At 59.9% G+C, this 23,076-nt stretch carries 25 protein-coding genes and 1 pseudogene; 14 read left to right on the plus strand and 12 right to left on the minus strand.

The genetic code is table 11. From position 1 onward, the window contains the following. The first annotated feature begins 2 nt into the window (after positions 1-2). On the plus strand, positions 3-2,012 hold the full coding sequence (locus BMY52_RS13820; RefSeq protein ID WP_090255397.1) for a putative bifunctional diguanylate cyclase/phosphodiesterase: 2,010 nt from the start codon (positions 3-5) through the stop codon (positions 2,010-2,012). Positions 2,013-2,299: 287 nt separating this feature from the next. Here the strand turns inward: BMY52_RS13820 and BMY52_RS13825 are convergent, their stop codons facing one another. Further along, positions 2,300-3,670 (minus strand): class II fumarate hydratase, encoded by a 1,371-nt coding sequence (locus tag BMY52_RS13825; protein WP_090255399.1) that lies wholly within the window; start codon positions 3,668-3,670, stop codon positions 2,300-2,302. A gap of 82 nt (positions 3,671-3,752) precedes the next feature. Between BMY52_RS13825 and purB the strand changes: the two genes are divergently transcribed. Continuing rightward, entirely contained in the window at positions 3,753-5,120 is a 1,368-nt protein-coding gene (gene purB / locus BMY52_RS13830; RefSeq protein ID WP_090255401.1) for an adenylosuccinate lyase, read from the plus strand. Between the two features lie 597 nt (positions 5,121-5,717). Here the strand turns inward: purB and dusA are convergent. After that, positions 5,718-6,725 carry a tRNA dihydrouridine(20/20a) synthase DusA gene (gene dusA / locus BMY52_RS13835; protein WP_090255402.1) on the minus strand — a complete coding sequence of 336 codons (1,008 nt, stop codon included), beginning with the start codon at positions 6,723-6,725 and terminating at the stop codon, positions 5,718-5,720. Between the two features lie 543 nt (positions 6,726-7,268). On the opposite strand from dusA, the gene BMY52_RS13840 reads away from it, so the two are divergent. The 6 genes from BMY52_RS13840 (at position 7,269) to BMY52_RS13870 (ending at position 11,739) form a co-directional block, all read left to right on the plus strand. Beyond that, entirely contained in the window at positions 7,269-7,664 is a 396-nt protein-coding gene (locus BMY52_RS13840; RefSeq protein ID WP_342707713.1) for a nucleotidyltransferase domain-containing protein, read from the plus strand. Then, a complete protein-coding gene (locus tag BMY52_RS13845; RefSeq protein ID WP_090255406.1) occupies positions 7,661-8,065 on the plus strand; it encodes a HEPN domain-containing protein in 405 nt (134 codons plus the stop codon). Before BMY52_RS13840 ends, BMY52_RS13845 begins: the two co-directional genes overlap by 4 nt. A gap of 558 nt (positions 8,066-8,623) precedes the next feature. Continuing rightward, positions 8,624-9,352 carry a sulfite exporter TauE/SafE family protein gene (locus BMY52_RS13850; RefSeq protein WP_090255408.1) on the plus strand — a complete coding sequence of 243 codons (729 nt, stop codon included), beginning with the start codon at positions 8,624-8,626 and terminating at the stop codon, positions 9,350-9,352. 290 nt (positions 9,353-9,642) lie between these two features. Further along, on the plus strand, positions 9,643-9,975 hold the full coding sequence (locus BMY52_RS13860) for a type II toxin-antitoxin system RelE/ParE family toxin (RefSeq protein WP_090255410.1): 333 nt from the start codon (positions 9,643-9,645) through the stop codon (positions 9,973-9,975). Then, the gene (locus tag BMY52_RS13865; protein ID WP_090255412.1) at positions 9,962-10,249 is read left to right on the plus strand and encodes a helix-turn-helix domain-containing protein; all 288 of its coding nucleotides are present in this window, start codon (positions 9,962-9,964) and stop codon (positions 10,247-10,249) included. Before BMY52_RS13860 ends, BMY52_RS13865 begins: the two co-directional genes overlap by 14 nt. Before the next feature lie 20 nt (positions 10,250-10,269). Then, positions 10,270-11,739: an NAD(P)H-binding protein gene (locus BMY52_RS13870; protein WP_090255414.1), complete on the plus strand. Its 1,470-nt coding sequence runs from the start codon at positions 10,270-10,272 to the stop codon at positions 11,737-11,739. Between the two features lie 34 nt (positions 11,740-11,773). Here the strand turns inward: BMY52_RS13870 and BMY52_RS13875 are convergent, their stop codons facing one another. Further along, positions 11,774-12,076 carry a helix-turn-helix domain-containing protein gene (locus BMY52_RS13875; protein WP_090255416.1) on the minus strand — a complete coding sequence of 101 codons (303 nt, stop codon included), beginning with the start codon at positions 12,074-12,076 and terminating at the stop codon, positions 11,774-11,776. A gap of 12 nt (positions 12,077-12,088) precedes the next feature. Beyond that, entirely contained in the window at positions 12,089-12,430 is a 342-nt protein-coding gene (locus BMY52_RS13880) for a type II toxin-antitoxin system RelE/ParE family toxin (protein WP_090255418.1), read from the minus strand. A gap of 94 nt (positions 12,431-12,524) precedes the next feature. On the opposite strand from BMY52_RS13880, the gene BMY52_RS13885 reads away from it, so the two are divergent. Then, the gene (locus BMY52_RS13885; protein WP_090255421.1) at positions 12,525-12,824 is read left to right on the plus strand and encodes a nucleotidyltransferase domain-containing protein; all 300 of its coding nucleotides are present in this window, start codon (positions 12,525-12,527) and stop codon (positions 12,822-12,824) included. Positions 12,825-12,826: 2 nt separating this feature from the next. After that, positions 12,827-13,309, plus strand: coding sequence for a ribonuclease HepT family protein (locus tag BMY52_RS13890; RefSeq protein WP_090255423.1), 483 nt, complete (start codon positions 12,827-12,829; stop codon positions 13,307-13,309). A 76-nt stretch (positions 13,310-13,385) separates the two neighbouring features. On the opposite strand, the gene BMY52_RS13895 is transcribed toward BMY52_RS13890, so the two are convergent. The 5 genes from BMY52_RS13895 to BMY52_RS13915 form a co-directional block, all read right to left on the minus strand. Next, complete coding sequence (locus tag BMY52_RS13895; protein WP_143050494.1) at positions 13,386-13,730, minus strand: flagellar protein FliT; 345 nt, start codon at positions 13,728-13,730, stop codon at positions 13,386-13,388. 178 nt (positions 13,731-13,908) lie between these two features. Continuing rightward, complete coding sequence (fliS, locus tag BMY52_RS13900) at positions 13,909-14,358, minus strand: flagellar export chaperone FliS (RefSeq protein ID WP_090255427.1); 450 nt, start codon at positions 14,356-14,358, stop codon at positions 13,909-13,911. A 99-nt stretch (positions 14,359-14,457) separates the two neighbouring features. Beyond that, positions 14,458-15,879 carry a flagellar filament capping protein FliD gene (fliD, locus tag BMY52_RS13905; RefSeq protein WP_090255430.1) on the minus strand — a complete coding sequence of 474 codons (1,422 nt, stop codon included), beginning with the start codon at positions 15,877-15,879 and terminating at the stop codon, positions 14,458-14,460. A 135-nt stretch (positions 15,880-16,014) separates the two neighbouring features. Continuing rightward, positions 16,015-16,257, minus strand: a complete 243-nt coding sequence (locus BMY52_RS15775) for a flagellar protein FlaG (protein ID WP_245740900.1) — start codon at positions 16,255-16,257, stop codon at positions 16,015-16,017. A gap of 263 nt (positions 16,258-16,520) precedes the next feature. Further along, entirely contained in the window at positions 16,521-17,972 is a 1,452-nt protein-coding gene (locus tag BMY52_RS13915; RefSeq protein ID WP_090255434.1) for a flagellin N-terminal helical domain-containing protein, read from the minus strand. Between the two features lie 322 nt (positions 17,973-18,294). Between BMY52_RS13915 and BMY52_RS13920 the strand changes: the two genes are divergently transcribed. Continuing rightward, positions 18,295-18,594 carry a Mu transposase C-terminal domain-containing protein gene (locus tag BMY52_RS13920; RefSeq protein WP_090255435.1) on the plus strand — a complete coding sequence of 100 codons (300 nt, stop codon included), beginning with the start codon at positions 18,295-18,297 and terminating at the stop codon, positions 18,592-18,594. Between the two features lie 4 nt (positions 18,595-18,598). Further along, on the plus strand, positions 18,599-19,261 hold the full coding sequence (locus tag BMY52_RS13925) for a hypothetical protein (protein ID WP_090255438.1): 663 nt from the start codon (positions 18,599-18,601) through the stop codon (positions 19,259-19,261). A gap of 138 nt (positions 19,262-19,399) precedes the next feature. On the opposite strand, the gene BMY52_RS13930 is transcribed toward BMY52_RS13925, so the two are convergent. Continuing rightward, a complete protein-coding gene (locus tag BMY52_RS13930; RefSeq protein WP_143050495.1) occupies positions 19,400-20,158 on the minus strand; it encodes a hypothetical protein in 759 nt (252 codons plus the stop codon). A 515-nt stretch (positions 20,159-20,673) separates the two neighbouring features. Between BMY52_RS13930 and BMY52_RS13935 the strand changes: the two genes are divergently transcribed. Next, a complete protein-coding gene (locus tag BMY52_RS13935; protein WP_090255442.1) occupies positions 20,674-22,395 on the plus strand; it encodes a flagellin N-terminal helical domain-containing protein in 1,722 nt (573 codons plus the stop codon). Positions 22,396-22,481: 86 nt separating this feature from the next. On the opposite strand, the gene BMY52_RS15900 is transcribed toward BMY52_RS13935, so the two are convergent. Further along, the gene (locus tag BMY52_RS15900; protein ID WP_281244097.1) at positions 22,482-22,562 is read right to left on the minus strand and encodes a hypothetical protein; all 81 of its coding nucleotides are present in this window, start codon (positions 22,560-22,562) and stop codon (positions 22,482-22,484) included. Then, complete coding sequence (locus tag BMY52_RS13940) at positions 22,555-22,719, minus strand: type II toxin-antitoxin system RelE/ParE family toxin (RefSeq protein WP_342707714.1); 165 nt, start codon at positions 22,717-22,719, stop codon at positions 22,555-22,557. The genes BMY52_RS15900 and BMY52_RS13940 overlap by 8 nt, the downstream gene beginning before the upstream one ends. Positions 22,720-22,939: 220 nt before the next feature. Between BMY52_RS13940 and BMY52_RS15240 the strand changes: the two are divergent. Next, positions 22,940-23,076, plus strand: a pseudogene (locus tag BMY52_RS15240) (transposase); the annotation flags it as partial.

Raw genomic sequence — 23,076 nt, forward strand, 5'->3', positions numbered from 1 at the left:
GTATGACCCGAAATGAAGACGACGCATTGCCGGACATGGACTACCTGCGCGAACGGGTCCAACACCTGGAGCAAGCCAGCCAGTGGCATCACTACGCCATGGATGTGCTCACCTCCATGACCGCCATCTTCGGCGATCACAGTCAAAGTCGGGATATCTCGGCCATCCTGGAAAGCACCCATGAGTGCGTGGGGCGCATACTTCCCCTGGAAGACGCGGGTTACTACACCGTGGACGACGAGTCCAGCTTTCACCTGAGTTACCGCCAGGCGGGGTGCGAGGGCCCGGCCCTGGAGGCCGAGGTGGAACGACTCATCGAGGCAGGCATATTTTCATGGGCACTCAACCAGAACCACCCGGTTTGCCTGCCCTGCCCTGGCGGGGGCCAGGGCGAAGACGATACAGCCTGTGGCGACCACTGGGTGCTGCACGTCATTTCCTCCCGCACCCGCATTCGCGGCATGTTCGTGGGCCGCACCCGGGGGCAACCGCTGCATCCCCGCGATCCCGGCATGAAGGTGCTCTCCATCATCCTCTTCAACGCGGCCTATGCCCTGGAGAGCGCCGCCCTGTACACCCTGATGGAACACCAGCACCGCACACTGAAGAAGATCAGCGAGCGTCAATCCCTGGAACTGGCCCACCAGTACAGCCACGACGCCCTCACTGGCTTGCCCAACCGCATCCTCTTCAGCGACCGCCTGCATCAACTCATCCAGCAGGGCCACCCAAATGATGAGGATGACGGCAGCCACGTGGCCGTCATCCTCATGGATCTGGATCACTTCAAGCGAGTGAATGACAGCCTGGGTCATGGTTGCGGCGACCGCCTCATCAAGACCCTGGCCGACAACCTGCGCGCCCTCCTGGCCGACGCCGATCTACTCAGCCATCATCACCTGGACGAGAGCAATGTCACCCTGTCACGCTTGGGTGGAGACGAATTCGGCATCATCCTCAATCGGGTGGATTCCCTGGACCTGCTGGCCCGTTTCGCGCAACACCTGATCGATAACGTGAGTTGCGAGTACGTGGTCCACGGCCACCCGGTGTTTCTCACCTGCAGTGCCGGCATCAGCATCCACCCCTTCGACGGTCGGGACGTGGACACCCTCATCAAGAACGCCGATGCAGCCATGTACGAGGCAAAACAGCGTGGGCGGAACCACTACCACTTCTACACCCAGGACATCAATGCCCAGACCTACCGGCATCTGATGCTGGAAAATGAACTCTCCAAAGCGCTGGAACGGGACGAATTCCAACTGCACTATCAGCCGCAGATCTCACTGGCCACCGGCAAGGTGGAGGGCCTGGAGGCACTGGTACGCTGGGAACACCCGGAGAAGGGCTATCTCAGCCCTGGGCATTTCATCCCCGTGGCCGAGGATACCGGGCTGATCGAAAGACTGGGCCTGTGGGTGGTACGCCGGGCCTGCGAGGACATGAAGCGCCTAGAAGCCGCCGACCTGCCCGTGCCTCGCATGGCCATCAACCTCTCCCCACGCCAGTTTCGCCAGACGGATCTGGCCTGCCAGTACGCCGCCATCATCAAGGAAATCGGTATCCAGGCCTCACAGATCGAGCTGGAACTCACCGAGAGCACCATCATGCAGGACATCGACAAGGCCGTGGAGATCTTCGAGGCACTGCACCGCCTGGGGTTCCGTCTGGCAGTGGATGACTTCGGCACGGGCTATTCCTCCCTGAACCAGCTCAAGCACTTCCCCATCCACACCCTGAAGATCGATCGCTCGTTCGTGCGGGGCATCCCCCAGGACCGTGACGACGCCGCCATCGTCACGGCCATCGTGGCCATGGCCAAGGGGCTGGGGCTGGAGGTGGTGGCCGAGGGGGTGGAAGCACGGCATCAGCTGGAATTTCTCAAGGCCCTGGAGTGCGAATCGGTGCAAGGCTATTACTTCAGCCGACCGCTGCCGTATGACGAGTTATGTGAGTATCTTCAGGATTCGTGTTCGACGAACCAACAAAAACAGTCCGCCTCATCCTGACCCCCCCCAACACCCGTACGGGTCGTTCGCGAACGACCCCTACACAGCACCCAGCCAACATCACACCCCCTACTCCCCCAGAATCCCGTACGGGTCGTTCGCGAACGACCCCTACACAAGCACCCCGCCAACATCACACCCCCTACCCCCTCAGAATCCCGTACGGGTCGTTCGCGAACGACCCCCACACAGCACCCCGCCAACATCACACCCCCTACTCCCCCAGAATCCCGTACGGGTCGTTCGCGAACGACCCCAGCAACCCACCCATCACAAACTTGACCCTCCTATTGCCCTGTCATTCCAATAGGATCCAGCCACTTCCTCAACTCCGCCTCATCCAGATCCGTCATCTCCAGCGCCACCTCCAGCACCGGACGACCCTCCGCATAGGCCTTCTTGGCAATCGCCGCCCCCTTCTCATATCCAATCAACGGATTCAGCGCCGTCACCAGCACCGGATTGCGCGACAGGGCCTGCGCCAGATGCCCCTCATTCACCACAAAGCCCTCCACCACCCGCTTCAGCAGCAAATGCGCGCCGCCACCCAGCAACTGCATACTCTCAAGCAACGCATCAGCAATCACCGGTAACATCACGTTCAGCTGAAAGTTTCCGGACTGCCCAGCCACGGTGATGGTGACATCATTCCCCATGACCCGCGCACACCCCATGGCCACCGCCTCCGGCGCCACCGGGTTCACCTTCCCCGGCATGATGCTGCTCCCCGGCTGCAGCGCCGGCAGGGCGATCTCCCCCAGGCCGGACAAGGGCCCGGAGTTCATCCAGCGCAGGTCATTGCAGATCTTCATCAGGCTCACGGCCACCGTCTTGAGCTGGCCGCTCATCTCCACGGCGGCATCCTGCGCCCCCAGGGCTTCGAACCGATCCGGCTTGGGCACGAAGGCCACGCCAGTGCGGCGCGACAGGGCCGTCGCCACCCGCTCGCCGAATTCCGGATGGGCATTCACCCCCGTGCCCACCGCCGTGCCACCGATGGCCAGCTCCTCCAGGCGCTCGGCGGCGTCCTCCAGGCGCTCCACCCCATAGCGCAACTGCTGCACCCAGCCGCCGATCTCCTGATCCAGGCGCACCGGCATGGCATCCATCAGGTGCGTACGGCCAGTCTTGACCACATCCTTGTACTCGGCCGCCCGCCGGTCCAGCCCATCGGCCAGATCGATCAGGGCCGGGATCAGATCCCGCTCCAGGGCCACCCGGGCGGCCACATGCAGCGTGGTGGGGATCACATCATTGGAACTCTGCCCCAGGTTTACATGATCATTGGGATGCACCGCTTCACCCAGTTGCCGCGTGGCCAGGTGGGCGATCACCTCGTTGATATTCATATTGGTACTGGTGCCACTGCCGGTCTGGAAGACATCCACAGGAAACTGGTCCCCGTGCAGGCCCTCCGCCACCTCTTCGGCCGCCTGGATGATGGCCTGGGCCATACCGGGTTGAAGCAGTCCCAGTTCGGCATTCACCTGGGCGCAGGCGGCCTTGACCTGCCCCAGGGCCTGGATAAAGGCGGGGGGCATGGGCCGCCCGCTCATGTGAAAGTTGTCCACGGCCCGTTGGGTCTGTGCCCCATAGAGGGCATCCATAGGCACGTTCACCTTACCCATGCTGTCTTGCTCGATCCGGTCTTTCGACATGATCACGCTCCTGCCACCTGCATTGAACTGACCTGTAGTATAATCCACGGCCTTTTTCGCAAGCCCCTCCGGAGAAGCTCCCATGGATCTTTCAACCCTCACCGCCATCGCCCCGGTGGATGGACGCTATGGCAACAAGACCGAAATGCTGCGCCCCATCTTCAGCGAATTCGGCCTGATCCGCCACCGAGTGCAAGTGGAGGTGGAGTGGCTCAAGGCCCTGGCCGATCACCCCGGCATCGCCGAAGTGCCGGCCCTGAGTGAGCATGCGGTGCAGATCCTCAACGGCATCGTGGAAGGCTTCTCCGAGGACGACGCCCGGCGGGTGAAGAACATCGAGAGCACCACCAATCACGACGTGAAGGCGGTGGAGTATTTCCTCAAGGAGAAGATCGCGGGCAATAAAGAACTGGAGGCCATCAGCGAGTTCTTCCACTTCGCCTGCACCTCCGAGGACATCAATAACCTGGCCTATGCCCTGATGCTCAAGCATGCCCGCGGGCAGGCCATGCTGCCGCTGATGGACGAGGTGATCCAGTCCATCAAGGATCTGGCCCATCGCCATGCCGATCAGCCCATGCTGTCGCGCACCCATGGCCAACCCGCCTCCCCCACCACCCTGGGCAAGGAAATGGCCAACGTGGTGCACCGCCTCAAGATTGCCCGCAACCAGGTGGCCGATGTGGTCCTCAAGGGCAAGATGAACGGCGCCGTGGGCAACTTCAATGCCCACCTGAGCGCCTACCCGGAGGTGGACTGGGAGACCCTGAGCCGCGGTTTCATCGACAACCTGGGCCTGGAGATGAACCCCTATACCATCCAGATCGAACCTCACGACTACATGGCGGAGATGTTCCATGCCCTGTCCCGTTTCAACACGGTGTTGATCGACTTCTCTCGGGACACCTGGGGCTATATCTCCCTGGGATATTTCAAGCAACGGGTGGTGGCCGGCGAGGTGGGTTCATCCACCATGCCCCACAAGGTGAACCCCATCGACTTCGAGAATGCCGAGGGCAATCTGGGCCTGGCCAACGCCGTGCTGGATCACCTGGCCGGCAAGCTGCCCATCTCCCGCTGGCAGCGCGACCTCACCGACTCCACCGTGCTGCGCAACATCGGCCTGGGTTTCGCGTGGTCGGTGATCGCCTACCAGGCCCTGGCCAAGGGCCTCGGCAAACTGGAAGCCGACACCGCCCGTCTGGACGCCGACCTGGAAGCCAACTGGGAAGTCCTGGCCGAACCCATCCAGACGGTCATGCGCCGCTACGGCATCGAAAAACCCTACGAAAAGCTCAAGGAACTCACCCGCGGCCAGCGCATCGACGGCCCCAGTCTGCGCATGTTCATCGACAGCCTGGAGATTCCCGAAGAAGCCAAGGCCAATCTCAGGGAACTCACCCCGGGGCGGTACACGGGGAATGCAGGGGATCAGGCGCGGCGGATCTAACGGCCAACCACACACCCCCGAGGCTCGTCGGGACGCTTCGAGAAGCCCCCATCCCCAGAAACACCGAGGGCTCTGTAGGGGCGCTTCGAGAAGCGCCCATCCCCAGAAACACCGAGGGCTCTGTAGGGGCGCTTCGAGAAGCGCCCATTCCCAGAAACACCGAGGCTCTGTAGGGGCGCTTCGAGAAGCGCCCGGCCGGCGCATCAGATGCCACTCCACCCCCCGACAGGCCACGAAATTCGGATACACCCGCGCGGGCCGTTCGCGAACGGCCCCTACCCATGCTTCATGGCCTCAGGACGTCCTACCTCCCAGAAACACCGAGGCTCTGTAGGGGCGCTTCGAGAAGCGCCCGACCGGCGCATCAGATGCCACTCCACCCCCCGACAGGCCACGAAAGTCGGATACACCCGCGCGGGCCGTTCGCGAACGGCCCCTACCCACTCTTCATGGCATCAGGACGTCCTACCTTCCCAGAAACACCGAGGCCCTGTAGGGGCGCTTCGAGAAGCGCCCGACCGGCGCATCAGATGCCACCCCCCCCCCGACAGGCCACGAAAGTCGGATACACCCGCACGGGCCGTTCGCGAACGGCCCCTACCCATGCTTCATGGCCTCAGGACGTCTGACCTTCCCCACCGCCTCAAGAATCACCTCCACACCCGCCCCTTCCCGGTGGGCATTCTCACTGATATGCCGCCGCCAGGCCCGCGCCCCCGGCATGCCCGGGAACAGCCCCAGGATATGCCGCGTCATGGCCTGCAGGGGCACACCCTCGGCCAGGCGCGCCTCCACATAAGGCACAAAGCGCTCCACCACCTCATGGGGCGTCGGCGCCGGCCCCTGCTCGCCATAAAGCAACCCATCCACACCCGCCAGGATGCCCGGATTGTAATAGGCCTCCCGCCCCAGCATCACCCCATCCACATGTTCCAGCTGTGCCTGACAGGCATCCAGGGTGGTCAGCCCCCCATTGATGATGATGGAGAGATGGGAAAAATCCGCCTTCAACTGATGCACACGCTCGTAGCACAGGGGCGGGATCTCCCGGTTCTGCTTCGGGCTCAGCCCCTGCAGCCAGGCCTTGCGGGCATGCACGATGAACAGCTGACAACCCGCCGAGGCCACCTTGTCCACGAAGCCCGCCAGAAACTCATAAGAATCCAGATCATCGATCCCGATGCGATGCTTCACCGTCACCGGGATATCCACCGCCTCGCTCATGGCCCGCACACAGTCCGCCACGCGCTCCGGCTCCCTCATCAAAGACGCCCCAAACCGCCCGGAACTCACCCGATCCGAAGGGCAGCCCACGTTCAGATTCACCTCATCATACCCAGCCTCCTGAGCCATGACGGCACACCGGGCCAGGTCCTCCGGTTCGGAGCCGCCCAGTTGCAGCGCCACGGGATGCTCTGCCGGATCAAAGGCCAGGAAGCGATCCCGATCACCATGAATCAGCGCGCCCGTGGTGACCATCTCGGTGTAGAGAAACGCCCGCTGACTAAGCAGGCGCAGAAAGTACCGGCAATGGCGGTCAGTCCATTCCATCATCGGCGCCACGCAGAAGCGGTGCTGGGCAGTAAAGCTTGAAAAATCAGGCATTCACAGATCTCTTAAAGACAAACTCACATCATCCAAGGCCGGCAGACGACCCAACTCACCAATACACACGTAGGGGCCGTTCGCGAACGGCCCGCGCGGTGTACCGGACTCAAGCGGCCCATCGGGTGGCTGCAAGGGTATCCCATGCACCGGCCGGGCGCTTCCCGAAGCGCCCCTACGCAAGCTGCCTGCGAACGGCCCGCGCGGTGTACCGGACTCAAGCGGCCCATCGGGTGGCTGCAGGGGCATCCCATGCACCGGCCGGGCGCTTCCCGAAGCGCCCCTACGCAAACTGCCTGCGAACGGCCTGCGCGGTATCCAAGGCCGGCAGGCAACCCAGCTCACCAATACACACGTAGGGGCCGTTCGCGAACGGCCCGCGCGGTGTACAGGACTCAGGCGGCCCATCGGGTGGCTGCAAGGGTATCCCATGCACCGGCCGGGCGCTTCCCGAAGCGCCCCTACGCAAGCTGCCTGGAAAAGGGGACAATGAGGAACTGAGAAGCATTCTCTGGTAGGTCTTGACGAGAGGAGGACGCCAAGTTGCTTTCTCCTTGGCCCGAAGCGATGATAAAAACACATCCTGTTGTTTTTTCCCCGATGAATCACATCGACCATCGCACCGAGGAAGCCGTCCGCCGCTTCCTCGCCTTGATCTCCAGTCGCTACGACGTAGCGCGAGCCATAGTCTATGGCAGCCGTGCTCGTGGCACACACCGCCCAGACAGTGACGCAGACGTGGCCGTGCTGTTACGCGGCGAGCATCAACGCTTTCTACCTACCAAGCTGGATATGGCTGATATCGCCTTCGATGTTCTGCTCGAAACCGGCATCCTCATCTCGCCACTGCCGATCTGGCTCGACGAGTGGGAGCATCCAGAAAACTACTCGAACCCCATCTTGCTGCGCAACATCGATCGGGAGGGGGTTCGGCTATGAACAATCAGCAATTAACGCCCAAAGCGCTGATGGCTAAAGCTGACACTGCTTGCGCATCCGCCCGCGTCTTGCTTGAGCTAGGCGACGTCGATGGCTCCGCCAACCGGGCCTACTATGCCATGTTCGATGCAGCCCGTGCCGCCCTGCTGGCTTCGGATGCACTCGTAACACCGGATATTGGTCGCAGCCATAGTGGCCTGATCGGAGCCTTTGGTAACTTTCTGGTGAAGAATGGCCCGATATCAAGAGAGATAGGCCGCCAGCTGAACCGCGCACACGAAATCCGACTGGTGGCTGACTACAACGGGGACTCCATTGAGCCTGGCGAAGCGAAGGAGATGGTCGAGCAGGCTGAAACCTTCGTCGCCACCATGCGGTCCGTGTTCATGACTGAAGGGTAGCGACCCACCGCCTACCGGATGGCCGATCGCTTCAATTTCAGTGCAATCGATGATCTCATCGGACTGGATTGGAGCCCTTGCATCTCAGAACGCCGCACCTTCCCCGCCGCTCGATCATCGGCGCGGCGCAGAAGCGGTGCTGGGCAGTAAAGTTTGAAAAATCAGGCATTCACAGATCTCTTAAAGACAAACTCACATCATCCAAGGCCAGCAGACAACCCCAACTCACCAATACACACGTAGGGGCCGTTCGCGAACGGCCCGCGCGGTGTACCGGAATCAGGCGGCCCATCGGATGGCTGCAAGGGTATCCAATGCGCCAGCCGGGCGCTTCCCGAAGCGCCCCTACACAAACTGCCTGCGAACGGCCTGCGCGGTATCCAAGGCCGGCAGACAACCCAGCTCACCAATACACACGTAGGGGCCGTTCGCGAACGGCCCGCGCGGTGTACAGGACTCAGGCGGCCCATCGGGTGGCTGCAAGGGTATCCCATGCACCGGCCGGGCGCTTCCCGAAGCGCCCCTACGCAAGCTGCCTGGAAAAGGGGACAATGAGGAATGGACTTCCCCCTCACCCTCACCCAATGGCTCCTGGCCACCCTCGTCCTCATCATCGGCGCCATCATACAAGGTGGCATCGGCTACGGCGTGGCGCTGCTGGGCGCGCCGCTACTCTACCTCATCCACCCCCAACTCATCCCCGCCCCCATGCTCATCGTCGGCATGGCCTTGCCGCTCCTGATCCTCCTGCGGGAATGGCGGGCCGTTCATCCACGGGACGTGGCCTGGGCCCTGCCCGGCAGCTTTGCCGGCACCGCCATGGCCGCCCTGGTGCTGGGCGTGGTGGCCGAACAGGTCTTGGGCATGCTGCTGGGCATCCTGGTGCTGCTCGGGGTAGGCCTGAGCCTCATCCGCCACATGCCCGACCCCCGCCCTCACCATCTACTGGGAGCCGCCGGACTATCCAGTTTCATGGCCACCATCACCTCCATCGGCGGCCCGCCCCTGGCACTGGCCTTCCAGAACGTGACCGGTCCCCGACTGCGAGGCACCCTGTCGGCCATCTTCGTGCCCGCGGGCATCGTCGCCCTCACCGCCCTGGCCTTCCTGGACCGATTCGGCACCACAGAACTGCTGCTGGGCCTGGCCCTGCTTCCGGGCATCGTGATGGGGTTCTGGATCTCCGGCTACCTGGTGGACTACCTGGACCGCTGCTGGCTCAGACCAGCGGTGCTGTGGCTCTCTGCGGTGGCGGGGGTGGCAGCCATTGTAAGTGCGCTGTATTGAGCATCCAGTATGATCAAGACTCTGCTTCCCCATCATCTTCTGCCACTGGTTCAGTGGGTGCCCTGTACTCCACCACACTGCCTTTCAACTTCTCCAACGGTGATCGCTGATCCGATCGGTAGCGGCGCACCTCAACAGTAGGTTCCCCACGGTCCGTAATCACGCTTGAACCACCCGATGTTTCGACCTGACTCGGCGCCATCATACAGGGCGGCTGCTGCGTGGCGCTGCCGAGCCCGGATGGCCGAGGTGTGCCCCCGGCATTAACGAATTTGTTAATATTCTTACCCATGCCCTATACTATCGAGTACTACAACGAAAATCTCCAGCGAGAGATTCTCGAGTTGCCGCCGACGCTGCTGGCCAGGTACATCAGCCTGACCGATCGCATGCTTGATGCCGGACCGAACCTGGGGGAGCCGCATACCAAGGCATTCGGCAAGGGGCTGTTCGAGCTCCGGTTGAAAGGCGCTGAGGGTATCGCCCGGGTGTTCTTCTGTACCCGCATCGGTCAGCGGATCGTGATACTTCACTGCTTCGTAAAGAAAGACCAAAAGACGCCGGAAAGACACAAAACACTGGCCGAAAAGCGACTCAAGGAGGTAAAGGATGCTGACTCATGAGCAACTAAAGGCAAAAGCGCTGGAAAACCGCGAGGTCCGCGAGGAGTACGAGCGGGTCAACCGTGAAGAGTTCGCCTTGCTGGACATGCTGCTACAGGCTCGCCGTGAGGCTGGGCTGACGCAGGCTGATGTTGCTGCCCGCATGGGTACCAAGGCACCGGCCATTGCTCGCTTGGAGCGCTCATTGGCATCAGGCCAGCATTCCCCGTCCATCAGCACCGTGAGGCGCTACCTGAAGGCCTGTGGAAAGCATCTACAGCTGGAAGTGATCTGAAACCAAAATTGTTCGTTTAAATGCCAACCCCCTCCTGCCCCCTCAACACCCCCCGCATCACCGTGGCCGGTGCCAGCGGTTTTATCGGCACCACCCTGTGCCGGGAACTGGCGAAGGAATACCCGGTGACCGCCCTGACCCGCTCCCCCGCTCGGGCCGAGACACCCGACCCCGAGGCCTGCATCCAGTGGCAGCATTGCGACCTCTTCTCCCAGGACGACGTCACCCGAGCACTGCAAGGGTGTGACTACGCCATCTACCTGGTGCACTCCCTGGCCCCCTCCTCCCGGCTCACCCAGGCCGCGCCCCGGGACATGGACCTGATCCTGGCCGACAACTTCGCCCGCGCCGCCGCCGCCAATGGCGTGAAACAGATTCTCTTCGTCGGCGGCTACATCCCCGACAGCTTCCGCATCTCCACCCTGCTGTGGAGCCGACGAGAAGTGGAAATGGTCCTGGGCGCCCATGGCGTGCCCATCACCGTACTGCGCGCCGGCCTGGTGGTGGGCCCCGGTGGATCGGCCAGCCGACTCATGGTGGAACTGGTGCGGCGCATGGGCGTGCTGTTCATGCCGCCTTCGGCCCGCTCCGTGACCCGCCCCATTGCACTGCAGGACCTGAACCGCGCCATTCAACATGCCGTGGGGCAGCCGGAACAATTCAGCGGCCCCCACGACATCGGCGGCCCCCAGGACATCAGCTACGTGGAGGCCCTGCGCACCACGGCCCGACTCCTGAACCTCAAACGCCGCTTCATCATCCTGCCCTGGCTGCCCGCCCGCATCGCCGCCCTGGGCGCCCGCTGGGTGACCGGCACACCCACCGACCTGGTCGCCCCGGTGATCGACAGCCTGCCCCGGGACACCATCATCCGCGACAACCCCCTGCAGCGGCACATCAACCCCGGCGCCATCCCCTTCGAACAGGCCCTCAACGAGGCCCTGGACCACCCCCGGCAACGCCTCAAACCCAGCCCCCGCCAGCCCATCCAGAAACGCACCCGGGCCCAGCTACGCCGCGACAGCCGGGTGCGCTCCATCCAGCGCATCATCCTCCCCCCGGGGCAGAATGCCGCCTGGGTGGCCGGCAACTACTTCCGCTGGCTCACCCAATGCTGTTGGCCCCTGGTGGTCACCGAGGTCATCGCCCCCACCCGGCAAAATGACCAACCGAGCACCACCCAACCCGATGCCGGCTACCGCATCCACCTGCGCTGGCCCCGCCTGAAAATCCTGGAACTCACTCACGACCCCGCCGCCAGCCACGCACGGCGACAGGTCTACCGCATCACCGGCGGCCTGCTGGCAAGAAATGTTGAAGACAAGGGACGATTCGAGTTTCACACCGTGCTGGACGACCGCTACACCCTAGCCGCCATCCACGACTTCGCCCCCGCCCTGCCCTGGTACATCTACCTATGGACACAGGCCGTGGGGCACCTGCTGGTGATGCGGCGCTATCAACGGCATCTGGCCCGATTGGCAAGATAGGAGGCCAATGGCTCCATGCCCTTGAGCAAAACAATTACAAGGAGAATCCGTGATGAGTGCCGTCGGGAAGCTGGATATCCACACGAACCTTCCCGCCGATGGCTTCAACGTAGCGTTTAAGGGAACTCAAGCGGAGATCCTGACCGCTCTTCTCCATGCCCGCAATCGTTGGCTGCTTGACGCCTAGCGCCTCGGCCATTTCCGCCTGAGTCATTTCCACCAGACGGCGAACCTCCGACAAGCGGAGTTCCAGCAGCATCGCGTCAGCCTTCTCCTTGGCGCGATTGACAACATCAGGGTTCTCGCTGGCAATCAGTTGTTCCAGGGTGCGGGCCATATAGCTTTCACCTCACTTCAATGATTCCAGGTGGGCCGCATATTCCCGATCAGCCACTGGGATCAAATCATCGTAGAAACGCTTGTTACCGGTCTTATCTCCGGCACACAAGATGATGCCCGTCCGCTGAGGATCGAAGGCAAAGAAGGCTCTAAGCGGCCGCCCTTGGCTCTGGATCCTCAGCTCTTTCATGTTGCGATACTGCGAGCCATTAACCGTGTCAGCGTAGGGGCGCGGCAACATCGGCCCTCTTTCCCTCAGCATCAAGAGTGCTGCCAGCACGTTCTCACGGTCGGCGTCGTCCAGCGCAAAGTACCACTCTTCAAACGTCCTGGTCTGCTCTATCTGCCACATGGAGTGATCTTCCGACTATAGGAAAAAAGCTATATCGGTTTTAACCTATTGTCAAGGCATAGGTGGATTCGGCCGACCGTAGTACACTCACCCCATGCGCCTCACCCCACAACAACAAACCACCATCCGCCGCATCGTCGCCGATCAAGCCGGCGAGGCCGCACGGGTTCGGCTGTTCGGTTCTCGCCTGGACGATACCGCCCGCGGGGGGGATGTGGACCTCATGGTGGAACTGGATGAACCGGTGGAGCAACCCGCCCGGCTCTCGGCCACCCTCTCCGCCAGGATCAGTCGCCACCTGCAGGGCCGCAGGGTGGACGTGGTCCTGAGCGCTCCCAACCTGCGCCCCTTGCCCATCCATGAGGTGGCGCGTCGGGAAGGGGTGCTCCTGTAACCATGCCCCACCCGCCCACATCTCACGAGCGTCTGCGGTTCCTCGCGGACCTGGCACAAAAGGAAGCCCGGCACCTGGCCCTTACCGATGCACGCCTGTTTGCTCAACCGTTCACCGAGGCACGTGCCCAATCCCTGGCCCAGGACATTGACCTGGCCGAACGCGCCGATGCCTTCGTGGCACGATTTGGCCGTCTGCAAGACACTCTGGGCGACAAACTGATCCCCCGCCACCTGGAAGCCCTGGGCGAAAAGACCGGCGCCGCCATCGATAACCTGGACAAGGCCGAGCGCCTGGGATGGGTCCCCTCAACTGACCAATGGCTGGCCATGCGCAAACTGCGCAACCAAATGATCCACGAATATATCGACGATCCCAACATCCTGGCCAACGCCCTGCAAAGCGGCCACGAATACGTGCCCACCCTGGTTCAGGTGACCGACAACATCCTCAAGGATCTTGAAGCGCGCGGGTGGAGGGGGTGAAGGCGTCATTTCACTCCCCTCTCCCGCCTGCGGGAGAGGGGCCGGGGGTGAGGGCCGCCCATGCCAAAATGACCCCCTACCCCTTCTCCCCCCGCGACGTCCGATCATAAGCCCGCGCCCCCGCCGCCTTCTTCTGCACCTTCTGCAACTCCACCGCCAGCTCATCCCGGGCCTGTTCCAGCAACGGCACCAAGGCCTTGTCCAGATCCCGTATCCGTATCAGCCGCTCGGCCAGTGAGCGGCCCAGGGCCTCATGATCGGCAAACACATCCACCCGGATACGCTCGGCCAACTCACCCCGCCGGGCCTCGCTCTCCACCAGGGCATCCCACTCACCCTGACGTGCCCAGGTGATCCGCTGCCGCGCCAGGCGCTCAAGCTCCGCCGCGGCGGCCAGTACATCCTCCACACCCTCACCCATCACACCCTCCCCTCCAAAACGCAAAAACGCCCGGAGTACCAATGCACTCCGGGCGCCTGATATCCAAGAGCCTCTCTGGAACTCGATCTTCTGAAATACGCACCCAAGCAATCAATAAGTCACCCGGGCAGGGCAAGCAAAAGAAGCCCCCTCAACCCATCAGACCGAATGGAGAACCCTACTCAACCACATTAACAGCCGCCTCAGACGACCCCACATGCGCCGATGGATCCTTGCGCACCTCCGGCGGGATTGCCTTCCAGGCCTCGCGAATCTCGGTGAGCAGGCTCAGAACCTCATCAATAATCGAGGCATCATCCCGGGCATTGGCCGTGACCAGCCGCCGCTGCATGTAATCGTAAAGGTTATCCAGATTCGCGGCCACCTCGCCGCCCTTGTTCAAGTCCAGCCCGCCGCGCAGGCCACCGATAATGTCGAAAGCCTTGCCGATCAGTTTGATCTTGGCCTGCCGATCGCCCCGGTGCACGGCACCACGGGCTTGGGCCAAGCGATCGACGCCGCCGTCCAGCAGCATCTCGATCAATCGATGAGGGTCGGCAAACGCCGCGCCGGCCGCGCCCACCTGTTGATACTGGTTGATGCCTTTATGCATGGCTGCGAAGCTCATGGTCGGTGCTCCCGGTTACGGTGTCTTTCCATACCCTTTACATCGACCAGCAGCGGGAAAACTTGAGTGCGACATCCTGCCTCATTCCGCTTGGATCCATCACTTGTTATTCGAGTTCAATGCCGCCAGCTGATTATCCAAAAACTCGCTGGTCTGGTTCATCTGCGCCACCATGGCGTCCATGGCAGAGAACTGGGAAACATATCGGGCCTCCACCCGATCCATGCGCCGATCCAGCCGTTCACGGTCCTCCGTCAGCCCCGAAAGGCTTTGCTGCAAGGTCTCGGTACGGCTGCGAATGATGCTGTCGCGATCGGTAAATTCCTTCACCAGGCCATCCATCCGGCTGGCGATGCCACCCTCCTCCTGAGTGAATAATCGAATCACGGCATCGCGGTTCTCGGAGAGGGCTGTATCCAGCTGAAAGTCGTTCACCTGCAAGGTGCCATCCCGGTCCGTGGTAATACCAATATCTGCCAGGGCGCGCACGCCACCTTCCATCCCTTCCACCGTGTTACCCAGCATTTGAGACAAGCGGCTTTGCACACCGCGCAAGGTGGCATCGCCATTGAGCAGACCACTCTCACCGCTTTCCGGATCGAATGCATTGAGTTCGTTCATTTGGGAGCGCAAGGCATTGTAGGCCTCAACAAACCCATCCACAGCCTCTCGCGCAATGCCCGTTTTTTCGGAAACATTCACGCGGGTATCGCCAATGCCGCTTAGGGTAAGGTCAACCCCATCAATCACCCCGCTGATGTCGTTGGTGGGGCGGGTGATGGTCAGTCCGTCCACTTCCAGCTTGGCATTCTGTGACTGTCGCAATAGGGTGAACTGATCATTTGCCTGACCCTGCGCTAGGGCAGAAACGTCCGTCCGCAGGTTATTCAACAAGGCGTTCTCATCGTCGATATCCACATCAATGCCAGTGATGGCATTCTGCTCACCCGGCTGCGTGGAGGTGAGTACCAAGCGCGGCCCCTCTCCATCGTCCACCACCGTAGCCCGCACATTGGTGGATTGGGCATTGATGGCAGCCCGCAGATCCTGCAGGGTGTCGGCACCCTCCTCCAGGGAAAAGGTCTCGCTGGTCTGGGCATCCCCTGCCCCGAAGCGGAGCGTGATGCTGCCGACCCCCAGCGAATCACTGCCGGCGGAAAACCCTTCGCCGAACAAATCCGCATTGGTGGCCATGCGCTGGGACTGGGCCAGTTGGACCACGTTGACGTCATAGCTGCCCGGCGGCGCATTGCGATTGGCGCTGGCGGAGAGCAACGTCTCATCACCCACCTGGGCATCCACCTGGCGGAAATCGGCGGCTTGGTTCAGGCCATCGAGGGCAGCACCGAACTCTTCCAGGGCCCCCTGCAACTTGCCCAAACCGGAGATCTCCGCCTCCAGGCGCTGCTCACGCCGTTCGATGCGCTGTTCGGAGGGCTTACGCTCAGCAGCCACGAGCTCGTCCACAAGCCCGCGTACGTCGATGCCGGAACCGACACCCATTGAACTGATCGTGGCCATGATAACCTCCTGAATCGGGTGGACTGGATGCGGTGTACAGCCCTCAACGGGACCACTGATCTTCAGGCCCCGCTCGGTTCATTGCACATCCATCCGCCTGTAATGCAAAAATTGCGCCATTAATACCTGGGCGATTCAGGCCTTGTCCTTGACCAGCATGCCCCGCACCTCGTCCATGTACTCCGCCACCGCCAGCAGTTCATCGGGTGGAAGCTGGCGGATCAGTTCCTCGCTTTGGGAATCAAAGACCTTCACCACCGTGCGACCGGTGGAATCATCCACCGTGAATTGCAGATCCCGCTGCACCACCTGAAAAAACTCGTTGATGCGTTGCACCGCATCCTCGATCTGATCGGCCAGTACGGCAGAGTTATTCAAGTCCGCCGGTCTTTCAGGTGCTGCGCCTTCTATGGGTTTATCGGCAGCAGGCGGCAAGACTTGACCCTGACCAGCCGGTTTGGCCGGCAAACCTCCCCCGCTCTCCGGTGAGACCGAAGATCGCTGGGAACCCGACCCCGGGTTCATGGGCGGGATGTTGATTAATGTATCCATCTGCCTTCTCCTCCCCCGATGGCGGGGAGAACGAAGGCCCGGGAAGGCCATGCCCCCCGGGCCGTCGTGTTCACATCAACCCCCGGGCGTTACTGGAGCAGAGCCAGCACGTTGTTGGGGGCCTGGTTGGCCTGCGCCAGGACCGAGGTACCGGCCTGCTGCAGGATCTGCGACCGGGTGAGGGCCGCGGTTTCCGAGGCGAAGTCGGCATCCAGGATGCGCGACCGGGAGGCCGAGAGATTTTCGGAACTCACCTGGAGGTTGGATACAGTGGACTCGAAGCGATTTTGGACTGCACCGAGGTCAGCACGAAGGTTGTTCACTTGCCCCAACACTGAGTCTAAGGTTGTAATAGCCTCAGCAGCGCCCGAACGTGTAGACACGTCAACTGCGGTCAAGGTGGACTCCGTTGCTGCTCCTGTAATACCGAACACATCCGCAGCAGGGGTATTAGTTACGTCAGCAATATCAATTGATTGACCGATATCCGCAACCAAGCTGAAACCCGCCTCGAAACGAACGCCACTCGCATCATTGGCTAAGTTACCAAAATTCGCTGCAGGTGCCCCTAGCTCTATTGCTCCACCGCTAAGATCTTTAAGCACAATATCGCCATTGACATCTTCCGCCCGCACGCCAGTTGTAGTTGACACGCTATTTACTTTATCGATCGCGTTGGATGCTGTGTCCCCAGCAGTCAATGCGACTGCAGTACCATTAATATTGATACTCCCCGCTCCAGCCGTATAGGCACCGAGATTGACTTCCGTGACATCTTTTTTGATAGCGCTGACATTGGTGTCACCAGAAGTTTCATTGATGGCATTAATCAGACCGTCCATCGTATCAAAACTGCGTTGATCGTCCGTTAATGAGGTAGATGCTTTAAATATAAACTCTTTACCATTTACAGTAAAACTGTCGTCAGCTGCAAGACCATTAGTACCACCGCTAAATAAAACGGCACCTACGGCACTGCCCAACTCATCAGCGGCACTGGCAGTTGAACCAGTGCCGCTAACTTTATTGACCCCCAGGCTATCTGTGCGTGCATCAACCCCACCCACTGTAATTGTTTGACCCTGATTGGCACCAACCTGGAACACCAAGTTTTCCAGTGATCCGTTGAGTACCCCGGAATCGTTAAATTCGGTCGAATCCGCAATACGACCAATTTCAGCAATAGCTTGACGAACCTCTCCCTGAATGGTCTTCCGATCGCTGGCGGAATTAGTGTCGTTGGCCGACTGCACGGAAAGCTGCCGCACACGCTGCAACAAGTTGCCAATTTCGTCCAGACCACCCTCGGCTGTTTGGGCGAAAGAGATACCGTCATTGGCATTGCGGGCAGCTTGGTTCAGTCCATTGATCTGGGCCGTAAACCGCTCGGAAATCGCCAACCCAGCCGCATCGTCCTTGGCGCTATTGATACGCAGACCGGATGAGAGGCGCTCGAGCGAGGTCTGCAACTGGCCCTGAGTGGCGTTGAGGTTGCGCTGCGCGTTCAGCGAGGCGATGTTGGTGTTGATTACCTGTGACATGGTCGTTCTCCTTGCCATTGGTCGGGTTCGTAGCGAACCCCTGGGTCTTGAAGGTCCGGGGAGCCCCCGTGTGGGGTGTTTAATCTCCCTTCAAACCCGTTATCGACCCCCAAGCGGCAATCTTTAGCCTTGGGCGGCAAAAAATTTCCCCTCTATTGCCGCCGCCAGTATAAACCAGCCGGTGAGGTGGCTCCAAAGAGGCATACGATTGCCGCCCTGTGGTGATAGGCGGCCGCATTGAGCCTCCGGGCGGCAGTAAGGTGCAACGGGAGAGGCTGCCAGGCCAGGCTGGCCTGGTGGTGCGAAGTGCCTGTTCGAGGCGATGTGCAAGGTCCACAAGGATCGCACCGTCAGCCTCGACGGCGTCCTCTATGAGGTGGATGCCGCCCTGATCGGCGAGCGTGTCACCCTGCGCTACGACCCTGGCGCGGCACGGCGTGGGGTCCAGGTCCACCACCAGGGGCGGTTCCTGGAAACGGCCAAGCCCGTGGATGTGTATGCCAACTGCTTCGTCAAACGCAACCAGCCCTCGCGCGAGGCCCGCAGCGAGGATCAGGCCCCGCAGCCCACGCCCTCGGGGATGCACTGGCGGGACTTCGATGCCGAGTCATCGGAGGACTGAGGCCATGTACTGCAAGCACTTCGGCCTGACCGCCTATCCCTTCGAACCGACCGTGGCCAGTGAGGATCTGTTCGAGTCCCAGACCCTGCGCGAGGCCCAGGCCCGGCTCAGGCACCTGCTGCAGCTGCGCGGCATCAGCCTGCTCACCGGCGAGGCCGGCAACGGCAAGACCACCGCCTGCCGACGCATCACCAGCAGCCTGCACCCGGGACTGTACCGCACCTTCTATCCCCCTCACCACCGGCAACGTACATGGACATGTACAAGTCCATCGCCTGGGAACTGGGACTGCCCGCCGAACGTAACCGCGCCAGTGCCTTCCGCCTGGTGCGTGCCGAGATCTCCCGACTCACTGTTGTTTCCCAGATTATTTCCCGCCTCTTTTCCCACGCAGATCCTGGCTGCAGGCCGGAGATTTTCCCGGATTATGCCCTCGGGTGGAAGATTCCTGGAAGGTGAACGGATGCGGGAAGCTGGGGGCGACCTGCGCATTGAAGCTCAGGGGGAGCCGGCCACAGAAATCCACTTTGGCATGGCGGTGCGCGGCGAACAGGGCAAACGATGGGAAACCCCGGTCATAGAGAGCCAGATCTTCTGTATTCGATCAGGCTCATCAACACATCAACCAGTGCCGTGCGCTCCGCGTCGGGAATGTCGGGCAGCTTGATCATCGCAGGTCTTTTCCGGATCACTCAGGACAAGGGCCAAAGGAAGGCATCTGATGCCATGGTAGCGAATCATCGCCCCAAGGTTGCCATGACTTATTGAGAAGTTACCTAAGTTGACGACATTGGCCCTTACCCGATTATGTCTGCGAATTGACGATTTCATCTATTTTCCTATGGATATCGAATGTTTCAGGATGTTTTCTTGAAAGAGCTAGAAGCGTCATAGAATATACAGCTGCAGCCAATCCAAATGCATTTTCAAGCTGCCTATTTACATAAGCATCACTGATGTCAGCCCCCGAATCATTTGCTTCCGGCCCAGCATGTACAAAGGTAGACAACTCGGAGTATTCAAGCATCATAGGAGCGAAAACTTCTAATTTATTTTTGAAAAAGTAATTTTCGTTTGCCTCAAAATACTTCGCTACGTTGCGGTAGCCGAATTGATCAAATGCATCCTTTAGTTCCGCTGATGTTTTGCTTGCAGCTTCGTCGCTCAATTTTTCGATTGCTTTTTTATAACGCACCATTGAAGAATCTTTCCCCACTAGATCCTTGTAGAGTTTCAGAGCATTGCCATAGCTCTTCAGTTCATGGGCTCTGGCAAATATTAGGTTATCTTTACCAACGTCATTATTGTTCTCGCTTGAATATCTGTACATTAAAATTAAAAATTTTGCGTAATGCTCAATCAATGATCGAAATAGAACATTGCTTGAGTAAATATTATTCTCTTTGTGGCATGATATTATTGCAACCTTAAGATTATGCAAGCCTGTAGCAACTCCAATAATACTCTTTAAAGATTGATAGCTACCTGATTTTTCATCTAGAGCTATCTCCTCTATAGCTCTATAAAAAAGAGCACTAACTTTCTCATCCATAACTCGGTTCATACAATCTCCTTAAAGCGACATAACGCAAGTGGTAATGGGCGGCCACCCTGTCTGTCAACCTTAAGCCATACAGCCCCTTTTGAAACCATTCGCCAGGGCGACTTGTGCGACGACGCCGTGAATTATCGCGAGTTCCATTTGCTGCGGCGGCGTGTATAGCGTGGGTTTGGGTCGCACCCTATCCGCAGATTGCCACACCAAGAGGGCAAGGGGTTGCCGGTTCGGCGGCATGGTTTTCCCGCTTGGCTCCCTCTTTTAGTTTTGATCATGGGAGCGATTGTGCGGGGATGGCAAGTCTGAGCGTGGATTTAAGACACACCCATCTTATTGTTTTATTGAACTTTTAATGTGAACTGAGCCGGCAGGATGCTGGCGCTTGAACAATTTGGCATGACTAGTGCTTCAGGCAGATTGAGCGCAGTGCGAGTGCCCGGTGTCCATCGGGCCACGCCATTGGCCACCGCGGCTGCGCACTTTGATATCTGCCGCTACAAAATACTGAGGGAGCACACATCATGTCTCAGGTCATCAATACCAACATTGCCTCGCTGAATGCTCAGCGTAATCTCAACTCCAGCCAGAGTCAGCTCAACGTGGCCCTGGAACGGCTGTCATCCGGGCTGCGCATCAATAGCGCCAAGGACGACGCCGCCGGTCTGGCCATTGCGGAACGCTTCACTTCTCAGATCAACGGCCTGAACCAGGGCGTGCGTAATGCCAACGATGGCGTGAGCTACGCCCAGACCGCCGAGGGCGCGCTGGGTGAAGTGGCCAACCTGATGCAGCGGGTTCGACAGCTGTCTGTGCAATCGGCCAACGCCACCAACTCCGCCTCGGACCGCGCCGCCCTGAATCAGGAGGTTCAGCAGGCGGTGGAAGAGATCAACCGCATTGCATCCACCACCCAGTTCAATGGTCAGAACATCCTCGATGGTACGCTGGAAAACCTGATCTTTCAGGTGGGAGCGAACTCTGGGCAGACCATCGCGGCTGGTGGGATTGATTCCCGGGGGAGTGTGTTGGGAGCGGTACTGGATGGGACTTCGGAGATGTGGGCTGGGGCTCAGGTTTATGAGATTGATTTAGATGGTGCCACTTTTCCCGCCTCGGCTACCACTTTAGCTATTAATGACACCGATTACACGGTCACTGACACCCCTGCTGACATTGGTGCACTAGTGAATGATATCAATGATAACGCAGGCTTACCTGATGGCATTCGTGCAACCTCAGCGGGCAACAACCTGATCTTTATTAATGAATCCGGGGAAAAGGTCGATATTAAGTTTTCGCTTAACGATGGAACCGATGAATACTCGGGTATGAGTCAGAGTTTTTCAGGCCAACAAACCATTGACTTAAGTGGTGCCACTTTTCCCGCCTCGGCTACCACTTTAGCTATTAATGACACCGATTACACGGTCACTGACACCCCTGCTGACATTGGTGCACTAGTGAATGATATCAATGATAACGCAGGCTTACCTGATGGCATTCGTGCAACCTCAGCGGGCAACAACCTGATCTTTATTAATGAATCCGGGGAAAAGGTCGATATTAAGTTTTCGCTTAACGATGGAACCGATGAATACTCCCTAAGTGGCACCGTTCCTGCCATCACTCAGGACACTCTCACCCTCGACCAATACCTAAGCGATAGCAACACCGCCAACTTCACCGTCCAGGTCAACGGCACCAACGAAGATCCCATTAGCATCGATATCGAAGGAGCCCGGTCCTTCTCCGACGTGATCAGCCAGATCAACGCTCGAGCCACAGAGACGGGTGTATCGGCCAATCTGTCACCCGATGGCAAGGAGATCAACTTCACCTCGGACTTCGGGCAACCCTTCGATGTCACGATCGAGACGGATCTTGGGACTCCGCCCATCACCGTGAATGCCACGGAAGAGGACAACACCTTCCGCGTCGACAACTTCGCGGTGGATACCCTCGAAAACGCCAACAACACCCTGCTGGCGGTGGACTATGCCATCCAGCAGGTGAGTGGCTTCCGGGCGCAGCTGGGTGCCATCCAGAATCGCTTCGACAGCAATATCGCCAATCTGCAGGTAGGTTCGGAAAATCTAAGCGCCTCCCGCTCCCGCATCCTGGACGCGGACTTCGCAGCCGAGACGGCGGCGCTCACCCGAGGCCAGATCCTGCAGCAGGCGGGCACTTCGGTACTGGCCCAGGCAAACCAGCTGCCGCAGAACGTCCTGCAGTTGTTGCAGTAAGCCGCTCTCCTCTCCCTCGGTAGCGGCAGCACGGCGGGGTAGGGTTAACCCTACCCCGCCACTTTTTATGATTCGGGATGCGTGCCCTATTCCCGATATGGCGGCCACTGGCGCGAGGTATGCACCAGGGCCAACACCCACACCGTTTCGCCATCGATCTCATACACGAGGCGATACCTTTCGTGCGGTATCAGTGCAGGTGCCTGGAATCCTGCCCGTCTTGCCCATTTTTGGATGCGTGGCCAGCCAGTTGGCTGCATCACTGAAAAGCCCATCCATGCGGACGGCCGCTCCGGGGTCTTCAGCCGCGATGTAGTCCCAGATGTCAGCGCGGTCTTGTTCCGCCTCTTGCGCCTAGACGACGATCACGTTTGCCAGACGCTACTCGGTTGCGCTTGGCGGCGAACATGGCTTCGTGATTACGATGCGTAGACTGAAAAGTAGCTGGATGGGCCGCTAGGCAGCCAGTTGGTCGTTGGCCTTCTTACCTTAGGACACCCACTTTGTTATTGACTCAAGTGCACCGCCCCACTAAGATCGTTCCATGACCCAACCCCGCGCCTCCCAGATCTGCCTTGATGACACACCCTGGTATCACGTGGTGTCCCGCTGCGTGCGGCGGGCGTTTCTCTGTGGCCAGGATTCAGTCACCGGCAACAACTATGAGCATCGGCGCGGCTG

The organism is Ectothiorhodospira marina (assembly GCF_900109495.1).
Lineage (GTDB): Bacteria > Pseudomonadota > Gammaproteobacteria > Ectothiorhodospirales > Ectothiorhodospiraceae > Ectothiorhodospira > Ectothiorhodospira marina.